We start from the raw sequence: 15585 nt of genomic DNA, 5'->3' as shown, positions 1-15585 counted from the left end.
CATGTTTGAGAAAGATCAAGCTTTTGAAAATTCTGGTCAGGACGCTAACAACATAGACAAGAATGGTCCCGACCGGATTGGTTCCGGCGGCGCGGAGGCGGAAAGCTCTAGTCCGCTGGAATGGCTGGCGGCGCATGTGCATGAGCCGCATCAGTTGGTGTCGGCTGCGCCACGCCCAGTTCCTCTTTGGAAGTCCATAGAGAAAGCAGTGGACTGGCTCAATGATGCGCGCGAGGCCTGTGCCATAGCCCCTGCGGAAGCCAGCAAGGCCGCCGAATGGCTTCTGGATAATGATTATCAGGTTTTCCGGGCGATCCGTCAGATAAAAGAGGATTTGCCGTCCCGATATTACGAACAGCTCCCGACGCTTGACGATGACGGCGAACCTGGCTTTCCGCGCGTCTATGGGCTGGCCCATTTATTACTGCGCGCCACGCATCTTCAGGTGACATTGCCTGCGGCTGTGCAATTTATCTGTGCCTACCAGGGCACCCATCCATTGACCATCGGTGAACTTTGGGCTTTCCCGTCCATGTTACGGATAGCCTGCCTGGAGATATTGGTCGGCTCGCTGACCAGCGTTCTGAAAGATCAACTTGAAAAGCCCTTCGAACCAACGGAGGCGGTCGCTGCGCTTTCTTCCCTGGATGACACAGAGCGCGTCGCGAGATCTATCGCCAATCTATCTCTCATCGCCTCGATTTCGTGGGAAGATTTTTTTGATAAGACCAGTCTGGTCGAAGAAATATTGGTCCGCGATCCATCAGAATATTATGCCCGGATGGATTTTGAAACCCGCAACCGGTATCGAAGCATCGTTGAAAAGCTGGCGATATATTGTGAAGATGATGAGCCTGCCATTGCCACCAAAGCGCTGGAACATGCTAAATCCGCGGTTGTCGGGGAGGCTGGACATCATGTAGGTTACTGGCTGATTGGCGCAGGGCGTAGAGAATTTGAGGAAAGTCTCGGAGTAAAGCTTCCGCTTTCATTGCGGCTGAAGCGCGCTGCCATTGATCATGCCGGGCTTTTATATGCATCCAGCCTGTTACTGGTCTGGCTCGGGGCGTTCATCATTCCGACTGTCTATCTATATTTTATTGAAGCGTCGCCGCTTGAATTTGCGGGCTCCCTGCTGGTTATGCTGCTTCCAGCGTCCGTTCTTTCTACGTCATTGGTGCAGCGGTTGGCTACCTTGATTGTCTCGCCCGAGCCGCTGCCTAAACTGGATTTCACGGACGGCCTGCCGGCGAACAGTTCCACTATTGTGGTAATTCCTGCACTGATTGCGAAATTGTCAGAGGTGTCGAATCTTGTTGAACAGGTAGAAGGACACTGGCTCTCCAACCATGACGATAATCTACAGGTAGCGTTACTAGCCGATCTTGGCGACGCGGCGGAGGAACATCTCGAAACCGATGACGCCATCATCCAGAAACTGATCAGCGAATTTAGTCGCCTCAATGCAAATAATGGCAGCGAAAAGCACCGTCCGTTTCATCTTCTCATGCGCCGCAGAGAATATAATGAGCACGAAGGTTGCTGGATGGCGTGGGAAAGAAAGCGTGGAAAGCTGGAACAATTCAATCGCTTGTTGCTCAACGGGGATGACAGCGGATTTTCGGTTTACGAAGGCAAGCGCGCGCAATTGGACGACGTCCGTTTTGTCGTTACCGTCGACGTTGATACAATATTGCCGCCCGGCTCGGTTGCGAAGCTTGCCGCTACGCTGGCCCATCCCGAAAATTCCGCTCGTTTTCATCCGCAGACAGGTCAACTCGTCTCGGGTTATTCGATCCTGCAACCACGCGTCGAAATGGCCCCGCAAAGTGTCAGCAGAACCCTGTTTGCTCGCTTTTTTGCCGGTGACACTGCGATAGACATCTACAGCCATGCCGTTTCGAATGTGTACCAGGACTTGTTCGGATCCGGGATTTTTGTCGGCAAAGGCATATATGATGTTGCGGCCTTTCACCGCAGTGTTGCGGGGCGTATTCCGGAAAATACCATCTTGAGCCACGATCTACTCGAAGGCGCTATGGGGCGGGCGGGACTAGCTTCCGATATCGTATTATATGAAGGCTTTCCCGGTACTTACCTGGAATATGCAAAGCGCTGGCACCGCTGGGTACGCGGAGACTGGCAATTGTTGCCCTGGCTGGGCCGTTTCGTGGCAGCAAGCAATGGTGAGAAGATACGCAACAGGCTTTCGGGACTCGATCGATGGAAGATCATTGACAATTTGCGACGCAGTCTGATTGCGCCATCCCTGCTATTGATGGTCGCAGTTGGCTGGCTGCTTCTCCCGGGAAATCCCTGGTTCTGGACCTTCCTGGCTGTATTTGCCCATGGCGGCCAGATATTCACTGACCTGATTACTGGACTTTCACAAGGGCGCAGACGCGGTGCGGTTCGCGGCCTGTTTGCCCAACTGGCGGATCAAAGCGGGCGCTGGTTTCTTGCCATCGCCTATCTGCCGTTCGAGAGTTTTGTTGCCGTTCATGCCATCTTGGTGGCGCTATGGCGGCAGTATGTTTCGCACCGCCATATGCTGCAGTGGACGTCAGCGGCGCATGAATCCGCCCGTCAGGCGCTGCGAAATTCGCCTCCGGCAATTTGGCTCCAGATGGCGTCCGCTCCGGCAACAGCGGCAATTCTGGGCGTAGCTATTTTCATTTTGAATCCGGTCTCGCTACCGGCAGCGGCTCCGGCTCTGTTGCTCTGGTTTCTTGCGCCCGAGATCACGGTCTTATTAAATCGCCCGCGACACAAACCGGTTCGGCCTCTTGACCATGACGACAGGATATTTTTGCGTGATATCGCGAGGCGAACATGGTTGTTTTTTGAAACATTTGCCGGGCCGAAGGATAATTGGCTGCCGCCGGACAATTATCAGGGGGAACCCTATCCCGAAATCGCGCATCGAACCTCGCCGACCAATATCGGGATGCTACTGCTTTCCAGTGCCAGTGCTTGGGACCTCGGATATCTCGGAGCAAAAGAGCTGATTGCGCGGACAGGCAATTGCTATGATACGCTTGATCGGCTGGAAACGCTTCGCGGCCATTTTCTCAACTGGTACGATACCGTCAGTCTGCACCCGCTCGAACCGCGCTATGTTTCGGTTGTCGACAGTGGCAACCTGGCAGGATGCATGATCGCGATGACTTCACTGCTGGAAGAAATGGAGGATAGTCCAGCGATTGAGCCGCAAAGATGGGACGGCCTGGATGATATTCTCCGGCTGCTTCTTTCAGCCATAGATGCCTTTGAAAATAATCCTGAAGAGTTAAAGGCGCGGGTCAGACAATTGCGCGACCAAATTTTGGGATTGGCCAGCGAGCCACGTCGCTGGCATTCGCAACTTGACGAGATATGTCGGCAAGACATCCCTGCCATTGAAAAGCTGATTGCAACGGCAATGGCAACACCGGACGCGGTATCAACCAGCACTTTGCGCGAAGTAGATACCTGGCTCGACCGGTTACGGCATCATGTGGAGATGATGTCCAATGATATCGAAAAATTGGCGCCCTGGCTGACGTTGGGTGATCCACCAACCGGTTTGGAAGCGGATTTCGAACAAATTGTCGAGATATTGGGCGATGGATTGTCTGCCGAAAACCAGAAGCAAGCGTACATGATCATCAGACAGCGAGAGCCGGGCGGAACGGCTGAGGAAAACTGGTTGCGGGTGCTCGAAGAATCTCTCGATAATGGGCAGAAGCAATATGACACTTTGGTTCTGAACCTGCGGAAGCTGTCAAAGCGGACTGCGGCATTTGTCGATAATATGGATTTTCGACCCTTTTACGATCGGGACCGGCGTCTTTTCCATATCGGCTATAATGCAAGTGCCGACAGGCTGGACCGAAACTATTATGACTTGCTTGCCAGCGAAGCGCGGCTTGCCAGCTATTTTGCCATCGCCCAACAACAAGTCCCGGTTGAACACTGGTTCCATCTCGGGCGTCCGGTGATGCGGAACAAGAAAGGATTGTCGCTGATCTCCTGGAACGGGTCAATGTTCGAATATCTGATGCCCCGCCTTTTGATGCGCAGTGGCCCGGAGACGCTGCTATACGAAAGTGAGAAAGTCGCGATCCTGACCCAGCAGGCTTATGCTGCAAAAACGGGAACGCCCTGGGGTGTTTCGGAGTCCGCTTATGCCGCGCGTGATCCTGAACATCGCTACCAATATCAGGCATTCGGAGTGCCGGGCCTTGGTCTCCGTCGCGGTCTGGCCAAGGACAAGGTAATTGCACCTTATGCTTCTGCCCTCGCGCTCCAGATATTCCCGGCGGCCTCCACCAGCAATATCCGCGATATGGTAGATCGCGGGTTTTCAGGTCAATATGGTTTGTTTGAAGCGGTAGACTTTACCGATGACCGTCTTGCGACAGGTCATACAGTGAATCCCGTCCACGCCTATATGGCGCACCATCAGGGTATGATATTGTGCGCAATCGACAACAGCCTGTGTAATGATATCCATCCCCGGAGATTTGAGAAAGATCTGCGGATGCATGCCGTTTCATTGCTTCTCCATGAGCGCGTTCCCCAGGAAGTGCCTTCCGAAGTTGAACGGATGGAAAGCGTCGATCTGGCAAGTCCGGCAATTGGTTCGGGACGGGCTCCGCAAACATGGATTCCGCCGCTGGAAACCAGTTCTCCGCAAACGCATTTGTTGGGGAATGGCTCCTTGTCAAGCTGGATTTCGACCAGCGGGGGTGGGGGATTGCGCTGGCGCCATAATGCACTGACGCGGTTCCTGCCGGATGCTACTCTTGATCGCCAAGGTTTGTGGATTTATCTGCACGATGACGAGACGGGAGACATCTGGTCAGCGACGCGTCAGCCCACCGACAAGAAGCCCGATCGATATGAGGTCAAGTTTCATTCTCATATCGCCGAATTCCATCGTCGAGATCATGATATAAGCGTGGGCATGGAGGTTGGCGTAGCGGATGGAGATGATATTGAAATCCGCAAATTATGCATAACCAATTTGGCTGATCGTCCCCGCTCCTTGAGAATGACCAGCTATGGCGAGCCGGTCCTTGCTCCGTTCCTGGATGACGAAAGGCATCCTGCTTTCAGCAAATTATTTGTCGCCAGCGAATTCATCCCCGAAATTGGTGGGCTTCTGTTTACACGACGACCGCGCCGTCCGCAGGATATACCGCCGGTGCTCCTGCATTTTGCTGTTTGCGATGATCGGCCATCAATATTGGCAGGTTTTGAGACCGATCGTCGCAAATTTATCGGGCGGAACCAGACACTCAGTCAACCCAAGGGCTGTTATTCCGATCTGCCCGGAAGCACCGGCTGGACCCTAGATCCGGTTATGGCGCTGCAATTGCAATGCGAATTGTCTGCCCATGAAAGTCGGGAGGTCGCTTTTGTCACCGTCGCAGCGGCTTCTCGTGAAGCGGCGGTTGAAATAGCAGAGCGATATGCCACCTTGCCATCGCTTGAGTGGGCGATCAATGATGCCGCTTCTGCCACAGTCCATGAGGAACATCGGCTCGGGATCGCGCCTGATGATATCTCCGAAATCCAGGCATTGGGAGCGTTGCTTGTTTATCCGCACGGCAATATGCGCGGTGATCTGATCAAGTTGCGCGAAAATCGGCTTGGCCAGCCAAGTCTGTGGAGTTTGGCAATTTCGGGCGACTATCCCATATTGCTGTACAAGGTGGGCCATGCGCCCGACCCGCTAATGCCCGATCTTATTCGTGCGCACCAATTCTGGCGGCGTCAGGGGCTGGAAGTCGATCTGGTTATCATGCAGTCGGTAGCATCGGGCTATATTGAACCGGTTCGTGATGATTTGATGGAATGGTTGCAGGAGATTGGTGCGCAGTGGTTGCTCGGCAGGAACGGTGGCATCCATCTGCTTTTTCTCGATCAGATCGGACCGGATCAGGCGCGGCTGCTTGAAGCGGTCGCACGGGTTGTTATTGACGACAGTCACGGGCCATTGAAAGAGCAGCTGGCGAGAGCATTCCAGATGCCGCTCCTGTTACCGCATTTCGAGGGCATTAACCCTGCGCATAAGGATGACGATATCCCCGAACTCGTCCCTCCTGACGATCTGCTGTTCGATAACGGTTTTGGCGGCTTTACGGCTGATGGCCGCGAATATCTTATCCATCTTGAATCCGGCGATACCACGCCGGCACCCTGGGTAAATATTCTCGCCAATGATGTTTTTGGAACATTGGTCACCGAGGCGGGGGGCGGGTTTAGCTGGGCAGTCAATAGCGGAGAAAACCGCCTGACACCGTGGACCAATGATCCGGTGACCGATGATCCGGTTGAAATATTATATCTTCGCGATGAGGAAACTGCCGAAATCTGGAACCCGACGCCCGGGCCCAATGGGCGGGAAGCGGCATGTCAGATCCGTCACGGTGCAGGATATAGCGAATGGCACAAAAAATCGCACGGACTGGACCAGAAAATGCGGGTGTTTGTAGCTGCTGATGATCCGGTCAAGATCATCCGGTTGCGCCTTGCCAATCTTACGGACCGGCATCGTCGGATCACCGCGACTTACTACGTTGACTGGTTGCTTGGTGCCTTGCGCAGTGTTTCGGGTGAAAGCGTGGATAGTTGCTACGATCCGGAAAATCAGGCGATCATCGCGCGCAATAGCTGGAATCCCGATTTTGCCGAGCGAACCGCATTCCTGACCGCCGACCATCCAGCGCATGGCCTGTCGATAGACCGGAAGGAATTTCTGGGCCGTGAAGGGACATATGAGAAGCCCGAAGGCTTGCGTCGCTGGGGTATGGAAGGGACAACACGGGCGGGCATGGATCCATGCGGTGCCTATCAGGTGCATCTCGACCTTGCAGCGGGTGCAAGTGAGGAAGTAACGTTCATTCTAGGGCAGGGTGAGAATAAGGCAGAAACCGATGGACTGATTGCGCGTTGGAAAGAACCGGGCAAGCCCGGTGCCGCTTTCGACGCGCTCACAAAATATTGGGATGATTTGCTCGGTGCCATCGAGGTAAAAACACCGGATGCTGCTTTTGATATCATGGTCAATCGCTGGCTTCTCTATCAATTGATGAGTTCCCGGCTGCTGGCCCGTGCCGGATTTTACCAGGCCAGTGGTGCGATCGGTTATCGTGACCAGCTGCAGGATGTGATGGCATTTTTGCATAATGACCCTGCTCGCGCGCGTGCGCACATATTGGACTGTGCCGCACATCAGTTCGAACAGGGCGACGTACTTCACTGGTGGCATCCGCCATCTGACAAAGGGGTAAGGACGCGGTTCTCTGATGATTTGCTGTGGCTGCCTTATGTCGTCTGCGAATATGTCGCGGCTACGGGCGACGAGACTATTCTCGACGAGGAAGTCTCCTATTTGCAGGCGCCGCCACTGGCCGATGATGAGGATGATCGCTATGCTGCCTTTGAAAAGACAAGTACGCGTTACAGTCTGCACGCTCATTGCCATCAGGCGCTGGAGAAAGGTTTTACCCATGGGCGGCACGGATTACCGTTAATGGGGGCCGGCGACTGGAACGACGGTATGGACCGCGTCGGGCATGAGGGGCGCGGAGAAAGTGTCTGGCTCGCATGGTTCGTGATCGTGACTGCAAAGGCTTTTGCTGGCCTGAACCGCCGGATCGGACAAAACCGGATTGCCGATAACTGGTCGGGAAGGGCTGATGACCTCCTGGAATCGGCAGAAAAAGCGGGATGGGATGGCGGCTGGTATCGGCGTGCCTATGATGATGACGGACAGCCGTGGGGATCATCCGACAATATGGAATGCCGAATAGATTCCATTTCCCAGTCATGGGCATTGTTTGCGGGTGCCGACGATGAGCGTGTAAAAACAGGACTGGCTGCTGCGTGGCGTGAACTCGTCGATCACGACAACCGGATTGCCCGGCTACTGACGCCGCCTTTTGACAAAACGCCGCGTGACCCGGGCTATATCAAAGCCTATCCGCCAGGGATTCGGGAAAATGGCGGTCAATATTCTCACGCCGCCGCCTGGCTCGGCATCGCCCTTGCACGAGCGGGTGAAACTGACAAGGCACTGGACAGCTTCAACATGTTGAGCCCGGTCCGGCGTTCTGCAAATCGCGAACAAGCGGAAAAATATCTGGTCGAACCCTATGCCAGTGCAGCGGATATTTCGGGTGGAGAGACGCATGGCGGTCGTGGCGGATGGACTTGGTACACCGGAGCAGCGGCATGGACATGGCGACTGGCGGTGGAAGAGATACTCGGTTTGAAACAGGAGAATGGCAAATTGCATGTCAATCCCGCGTTGCCGACCGGATGGCCGGGATATTCGGCAAAGATACGCAGTGCAGAAGGCTCAATCGCACTGGACGTCAAAGGGAAAAAGGATGAAGCCGAACGGTCTGAAATCCGTGTTGATGGAAAGCCATATAAGGGGATGACCTTCGATTTTCCGACAGATGGTTCCGAGCGCAAAGTTGAAATCATGCTGTGATGAACAAAATTCTTTCCATCTCGCTTAATCCGGCAGTTGATATTTCCAGCACCGCCGAGGCCGTTAAACCAACAGTCAAGATACGTACCCGAAATCAGGTTCACGACCCCGGCGGTTGTGGTGTCAACGTGGCTCGCGTGATTGCAACGCTCGGCGGTCGGCCAAAGCTTTTATATATGGCGGGAGGTGCAACAGGGGCATTGTTGCGACAAATTCTCGACGTCCCGTCCATTGAACAGCATTGCGTCACCGCATCCGCTCCAACCAGAATATCCTATACAGTCCGGGATCTGGAACGGGAGCTGGAATATCGGTTCATTCCGGAAGGTCCCGCAATCAATCAGCGTGAATTCCAGCAAGTGCTGGATATAGTCGAGCAACTGGATTTTGAATATGTCGTCGCGACCGGTAGCTTGCCGAAAAATGCGCCGCAGGATGCCTACGCGCAGATTGCGAATATTGCTGCCCGCAAAGGTGCCCGAGTGATATTGGACAGTTCCGGCAGTGCACTCAGCGAAACCTTGGAACAAGCAAATATCTTTCTGGTCAAGCCCAGTCTCGAAGAGATGGAGCAACTGACTGGCAAGTCACTTGACCCGGAACAGGCCGGGGATGAGGCGTTGAAGATCATAAGACGTGGCAAGGTGGAAAATATTGCCGTTTCGATGGGCGGGCAGGGCGCTCTGCTTGCTACGGCTTCGGGAGTTTGCTTTGCGTCAGCGCCGACGGTAACTCTCGGTTCTGCTGTTGGCGCCGGGGACAGCTTTGTTGCGGCCATGACCTTTGCGCTGGCAAATGATGTTGTGATCGAAGAAGCCTTTCACCTCGGCATCGCGGCTGGATCCGCTGCGGTCATGACAACCGGCACCCAATTATGCCGACGCGAAGATGTTATTCGCTTGTATAAGCAGGAAAGCGCTTGCCGCGATCACCAAGAAGTGGAACGTCTGCTGTCGGCTCTCGACGCCGATCCATCCTCCCCGCAATAACAAGACAGACGGAACGCTTTTCAAAAGGGAGTGCCCGATGGATAAACAGAAAATAAGGTCCGGCAACGGCGATCAAGCGGAGGTGATTGCCTTTTTGATGCGCCCGGAAAGCTATGGCCAGTCATCTGCAATATCCCGCATCGATACTCATATTTCGCATGTTTTCATGGCCGGCAATCAGGTTTTTAAACTGAAGCGGGCGGTGCAATATGACTATCTAGATTTTTCGACGGTGGAGAAGCGTCGGCGCGCTTGTGAAAGAGAGTTGCAGCTTAACCGTCGTACCGCACCGGAAATCTATCGAGAGATAGGCAGTGTAAATCGCCGGCCGGACGGGACGCTCGGGTTTGGACCGGGAAGGCCCGTTGACTGGCTTGTGGTCATGCAGCGCTTTGACGCGGACGGATTGCTGGAAGAGGTTGCCCGGCGAGGAGAGCTGACCACGCCGTTGGTCCGGCAGCTTGCCGACACAATCGCAGATTTTCATAACTCACTTGACCCGGTTGTCCGGAAAGAGGGCCACTCCAGCCTGGCGCATATCATCCACGAGAATTTTCTTTGCATGAAAGAATTTGTCGGCAGCCTATTCGCTGAAAAGGATATTGCCGACCTCCGTGACCAAAGCATGGCGGAACTGGAGAAACAAAAACCGCTGCTGGATGAGCGCGCGCGGCAGGGCCATATCCGCCGCTGCCATGGTGATATGCATCTTGCCAATATCTGCATGTGGAAAGGGGTACCGACGCTGTTTGATTGTCTGGAGTTTAACGAGGAACTGGCAACCACGGACGTTCTTTACGATCTGGCGTTTCTCCTGATGGATTTGTGGCATCGCGGTTTTCATGCGCAGGCCAATGCGTTGTATAACCGTTATATGGATATGAGTGAAGAAGACGGCGGACTGGCCGCACTGCCGCTCTTCTTATCAATACGCGCGGCCATTCGCGCGCATGTCGTTGCTACGCAAGCCAGCCTCGAACCCGATGAAAAACGGCGTCGTGAGAAGGAAAGAAAAGCGAAACAATATCTGCTCGCGGCGCGGGCTTTTCTGCAAGAATCGCCACCGCGGCTAATCGCGATTGGCGGGCTGAGCGGAACGGGGAAATCCACCCTGGCGACCATGGTTGCGGCGCAAATTGGATCACCGCCGGGCGCAAGGCTGTTGCGCACCGACATTGTGCGGAAACGGATGTTCGGCGTGTCGCCGGAAACAAGGCTGGAGAGCGGATCCTATACCGCGGAGAACAGCGAGCGCGTATACGCTCTGCTTGTCGCTAAGATTGAGGCCACGCTCAAATCCGGTTGGTCGGCTATTGTAGATGGCGTTTTTGCCAAGACCCGCGAACGACAGGAGATTGAAAAACTTACAGCAGATATGGGAGTGTCGTTTGCTGGCATGTGGCTCAACGCGCCTGTTGATCAGCTGAAGGAGCGGGTTGATGCGCGCAGGCACGACGCTTCGGATGCGGATAGCAGCGTTGTTGAGCGACAGGCAGACTATAGGATCGGGGACTTGGGCGGCTGGATCGAAATTGACAGTCACAAAAGCCCGGACGCGGTCGCCGCATCAGCATTATCTCATCTGGCGGACCAGGGAATAATGGATCCGGAATAGATAAAGTGCATGATGAGTTGTCGTTGGGGCGGAAAAGCAGATCAGGGAGAAGCCAGTTTATAGAGTGCGGCAAGGCTTGTCAGCGACAGGACAATGCCCACAAGAATGAACATTATTCTCGGCTTGAGATTCTTGGCGATGATCGCACCGAAAGGCGCAGCGATTATCCCGCCTATCAGCAGTCCCAATGTGGGCCCCAACATATCGCCGAGGCCAAGATGGGCAATGAATGTAGCCGAAATGACGACCGTCAGAAAAAATTCTACACTGTTCACCGTGCCGACCACTTTTCGGGGCTCCCCGCCCTGAACCATCAGGCTGGACGTAACCACCGGTCCCCAACCGCCGCCGCCGATCGCATCGAGAAATCCACCGATGCTGCCGATCAAGCGTGCATGCTTTGGTTTGCGAACGTCAGGCGAAGTGAATATCCCGCGGATCAGCAGCCAGATGCCGACAAACAGCAGATATATCAGGACGACCGGGGCAATTATCTCTCCATGAATATAACTTAGCAAAAAGGCGCCAAGAATGCCGGCCAAAATACCCGGAATCAGCAGGCTGAAAAATAGCCGAAAATCGACATTGCCTTCATAATAATGGCTCAGGCCCGAGGCTGCGGTCGTGAAAATTTTGACAATATGGACCTGAGAAGAAGCTCTGGCTGGCGGCACTCCCATAAAGCCGACCAATATGGAGTTTACAATAACCCCAAACGCCATTCCAAGCGCACCATCCATTGCCTGCGCAAGAAACCCTATCAGGATAAAGGGCAATAGAAGCGCAACGTCATTGTTGACGAATTCCAGCATTACTCACTCTATCCCGATCAGTGTGAAGGGACATGACACTAGTCGAAACAGATTTTGTCCGCCCTAGGCAATATTACCTAAGCTCAGAACCGGACACTCGAGCCTGCAGAATAGGGATCGCCGCCAATGCCCCTTGAAAATTCGGTCACCCGGGATGACGGTTACATCCGGCTTTCAAGGATATTTCAATGTCCGATTTCTTGATGCAAATATTCTGTTGCCACCTGAAAAGCTTCAGGAATTTTACTGAACGCAAACGGACCCTCAAGAATTGCGCCTTCGGTCATGCGCTGTTTGATATGAAAGGAATCGCTGGTTACCAGCAACATCGGAATTTCGTGTTTCTGGCTTATCCTGCGGGCTGCTTCGATGGAATCTCCTGCCTCGATATTATCACCCACAAGTACGAGATCCGGCTTGCGCATATCGGCAATCGCGACGGCATCCTCTTCTGTAAAAACATGATCAAAGGAGTCAAAACCAAGATTTTTGAGATGCTCCGACAATTCTTCGCCGATCAAGATATTCTGTTCGATTATCAATGCATGACTCATCAGGAAATCCTTCGTCGTTCAATTTTCAAATGCGACTCAACCTTAAATCCCTGTGCGATAAATATCTCTAGGTAGAGTTCCTGAACGTTTGAAATTGACATGTGCCTGGCGTTTCGCAACGCTGGGAAAATCAGGAAAGATCGCTATGTGCAGTGACGCGATTTTTCCGCAATCTGTCTATGGGGCGCCGATCCCGGTCGCAGGGCAAACATCATTTTTCGTGGCTACAATGACGGGAACGCGAACGCACCATGACCAGCGATGATGGTGGCTCGGTGATCGGCTAAACTGTCAAACCCGACCGGGGTTCTGTGCGCTCGGGGCACGCCAAGCGAGACGCATCTGTTTCTCTATCTCGACCAGCGCAAAAAAGACTATGCCGATTGCGACGATAAGGATGCCATCGAACAACGGTAGAGCTTGGGTGCCGAAAATGGTCTGAAGGGGCGATAGATAAGTGACGGCAAACTGCGCGGCGGTAACGATGAAGATGCAGGCCCATACAATCGGAGTGCCTTTCGCTGCGTCCCAGGTGAGTGAAGTGCCGTGGATGTTCCGGATGAAAAACAGGTGGAATATTTCCAGCACCACGATCGTGTTCATGGCCATGGTCTGCGCCATATCCTGTGGGTATCCCTTGTCGATCGCATAAGTGTAGATACCGAAAACGGCGACGGAAAAAAGCAGGGAGACTAGCAAGATATGCCATATCAATTGCCCGCTCAGCAGCGCTTCTCCCCTTGATCTGGGCGGACGACGCATCGTGCCTGCTTCCGAAGGTTCGAAGGCCAGGGCAAGACCTAGGGTGATCGCAGAAACCAGGTTTACCCAGAGGATCTGAATGGCGGTAATCGGTAATGCCATGCCGAGGAATAGCGCGATAATGATCGGTAATGTCTCGCCACCATTGGTGGGCAGCGACCAACTGATCACTTTCTTGATATTGTCATAGACCGTGCGTCCTTCACGCACCGCAGCAGCAATTGAGGCGAAATTGTCATCGGCCAGCACCAGTTCGGCGGCTTCCTTTGCCGCATCGCTTCCCTTGAGCCCCATGGCGATTCCTGCGTCAGCACGCTTCAAAGCAGGCGCGTCGTTCACCCCGTCACCGGTCATTGCCACGGTGAGGCCGCACGATTGCAGTGCAGTGACCAAGCGAAGCTTGTGGGCTGGCGATGTTCGCGCAAATATATCGGTCTCAACCGCTGCCTGGACGAGTTCTCCGTCGTCCATGACATCGAGGTCGGTGCCTGTCAGCACGCGTTCATGGTTCCTGAGCCCGATCATTTTGGCAATAGCGCGCGCAGTCGCTGCATGATCACCGGTAATCATCTTCACACGTATGCTGGCTGCATGGCATTCGGCCACTGCATCAATCGCCTCGGCACGGGGGGGATCAATCAATCCGATCAAACCGATAAGCGTGAGCTGTCCCGCCACATCATCATTGCTCAAGACTATGTGATCTGGTTCCATTCGGCGAGAGGCCACGGCGATCACCCTCTGCCCCCTGGCTGCGAGTTCGTCCACCATCGCATGCCAGTAGTCGGTGTCGAGGGCCATCCGCGCGCCATCAGCAGCATACTGGTCAGCGCATAGTGCCAACACCGTTTCAGGCGCACCCTTGACGTAGATACATATATGCCCTCCATCATCGTGATGCATTGTGGCCATGTACCGATGGGCAGCGTCAAACGGGATCGTGTCGATCCGGAGCCAGTCGCGGAATGGCTCGGCAACGGCGCCTGTGATTTTGCCGGCGAGAGCCACCAGAGCGCCCTCCATCGGGTCTCCCTCTACATACCATCCATTCTCTGTCTCGCGAATCGTTGCATCGTTGCAAAGCGCTGAGGCGCGCGCGAAATCCAACAGCAGCGGATGTTCGTCAGTATCGGCGTCAGATTCTCCCCATCGCACAGCCCCTTTCGGGGCGTAGCCGTCGCCATCTACGGAATATACATGTCCAGCGGAGACCAGTGAAGCCGCCATCATCTCGTTCCGGGTGAGCGTCCCGGTCTTGTCGGAACAGATCACGGAGACAGAACCCAGCGTCTCGATAGCGGGCAGACGGCGGACAATCGCGTTCCGCCGTGTCATCGCCTGTACACCCACAGCGAGCGTGATCGTTAGCACCGCAGGCAAGCCCTCCGGGATTGCGGCGACCGAAAGGCCAACAACGATAATAAAAAGCTCGGGAAATTCGTGATGGTCGACGAAATAGCCATAGACTAGCAGCATGCCCGCCACGACGAGAATGAATGCGGTCAACCAGCGGGCGAAGCGGTCCATTTGCGTTACGAGCGGTGTCGTCAGCCGATCTACCCGGCTGATCATGCCGCTAATTTTGCCGATCTCGGTATCCGCCCCCGTAGCCGTGACCACGCCTCGCCCCGCTCCCGCAGCGATCAATGTGCCCGAGAAGAGCATGGAGCTTCTATCGCCGAGGGATGCGTCTCCGGGAACCGACGTAATGTTCTTGTCAACCGGAACGGATTCGCCTGTCAGTATCGCTTCCTCGGCTTTCAATCCGCTTGCCTGAATCAGCCGAAGGTCGGCGGGCACGCGATCGCCAGCATCAAATAGCACGATATCGCCCGGTACAAGGTCTGTTGCATCGATGCTGATCCGCTGTCCGTCACGCCGCACCGCCGAGCGTGGTGCCAGCATGCCACTAATGGCTTCCATCGCCTGCTCGGCACGGCCTTCCTGAATATAGCCGATCACAGAGTTTACGATTACGACCGCTAGAATTACACCGGTATCGATCCAATGCTCCATCGCTGCTGTAGCGACTGCAGATGCGATCAAGACATATATCAATACATTATGGAAATGTGACAGGAACCGCATGATCGGACTGCGCCGTGGCGGCTCAGGCAACCTGTTAGGTCCATATTGGGCGAGACGACGGGCTGCCTCGGCAGTGCTAAGGCCGTCCGGTTGCACTTCGAGCGTGTTTAGTGTTTCCTCCGGCGACATGCTGTAAAACTCTCGCCGTGCAACACCGTCCTCCATTGTTCCGTTCCTTCGATCATCGCCGGCCGGACCTGCTTCTTTTGGAAAGGAAAAGTCTGCGCCGGTGGGCAAAATTTGTCGAACAGCGTCCAGTGAACTGCACTCGCTCCGA

At 54.4% G+C, this 15585-nt stretch carries 6 protein-coding genes; 3 read left to right on the top strand and 3 right to left on the bottom strand.

The genetic code is table 11. The annotated features are described in order from the left end of the window. The first annotated feature begins 1 nt into the window (after position 1). Genes ACN0VD_RS11270 through ACN0VD_RS11260 form a run of 3 tightly spaced genes read left to right on the top strand, consistent with a single transcriptional unit; the run spans position 2 to position 11092 of the window. Positions 2–8488 (top strand): GH36-type glycosyl hydrolase domain-containing protein, encoded by an 8487-nt coding sequence (locus ACN0VD_RS11270; RefSeq protein WP_417594260.1) that lies wholly within the window; start codon positions 2–4, stop codon positions 8486–8488. Beyond that, on the top strand, positions 8488–9477 hold the full coding sequence (locus tag ACN0VD_RS11265) for a 1-phosphofructokinase family hexose kinase (protein ID WP_417594315.1): 990 nt from the start codon (positions 8488–8490) through the stop codon (positions 9475–9477). Before ACN0VD_RS11270 ends, ACN0VD_RS11265 begins: the two co-directional genes overlap by 1 nt. Before the next feature lie 37 nt (positions 9478–9514). Further along, complete coding sequence (locus ACN0VD_RS11260) at positions 9515–11092, top strand: AAA family ATPase (protein WP_417594258.1); 1578 nt, start codon at positions 9515–9517, stop codon at positions 11090–11092. Between the two features lie 41 nt (positions 11093–11133). Here ACN0VD_RS11260 and ACN0VD_RS11255 read toward each other — a convergent pair whose 3' ends face one another. From ACN0VD_RS11255 to ACN0VD_RS11245, 3 genes are all read right to left on the bottom strand, one after another. After that, positions 11134–11904: a sulfite exporter TauE/SafE family protein gene (locus tag ACN0VD_RS11255; protein WP_417594256.1), complete on the bottom strand. Its 771-nt coding sequence runs from the start codon at positions 11902–11904 to the stop codon at positions 11134–11136. Between the two features lie 185 nt (positions 11905–12089). Further along, positions 12090–12425 carry a hypothetical protein gene (locus ACN0VD_RS11250; RefSeq protein ID WP_417594254.1) on the bottom strand — a complete coding sequence of 112 codons (336 nt, stop codon included), beginning with the start codon at positions 12423–12425 and terminating at the stop codon, positions 12090–12092. 324 nt (positions 12426–12749) lie between these two features. Further along, on the bottom strand, positions 12750–15473 hold the full coding sequence (locus ACN0VD_RS11245; protein WP_417594252.1) for a cation-transporting P-type ATPase: 2724 nt from the start codon (positions 15471–15473) through the stop codon (positions 12750–12752). Positions 15474–15585 lie beyond the last annotated feature (112 nt).

This window comes from Parasphingorhabdus sp., from assembly GCF_048267785.1.
Classification (GTDB): Bacteria; Pseudomonadota; Alphaproteobacteria; order Sphingomonadales; family Sphingomonadaceae; genus Parasphingorhabdus.
Note: the sequence above shows the minus strand (reverse complement) of the source record. Positions and strands in the feature narration are given on the sequence as shown.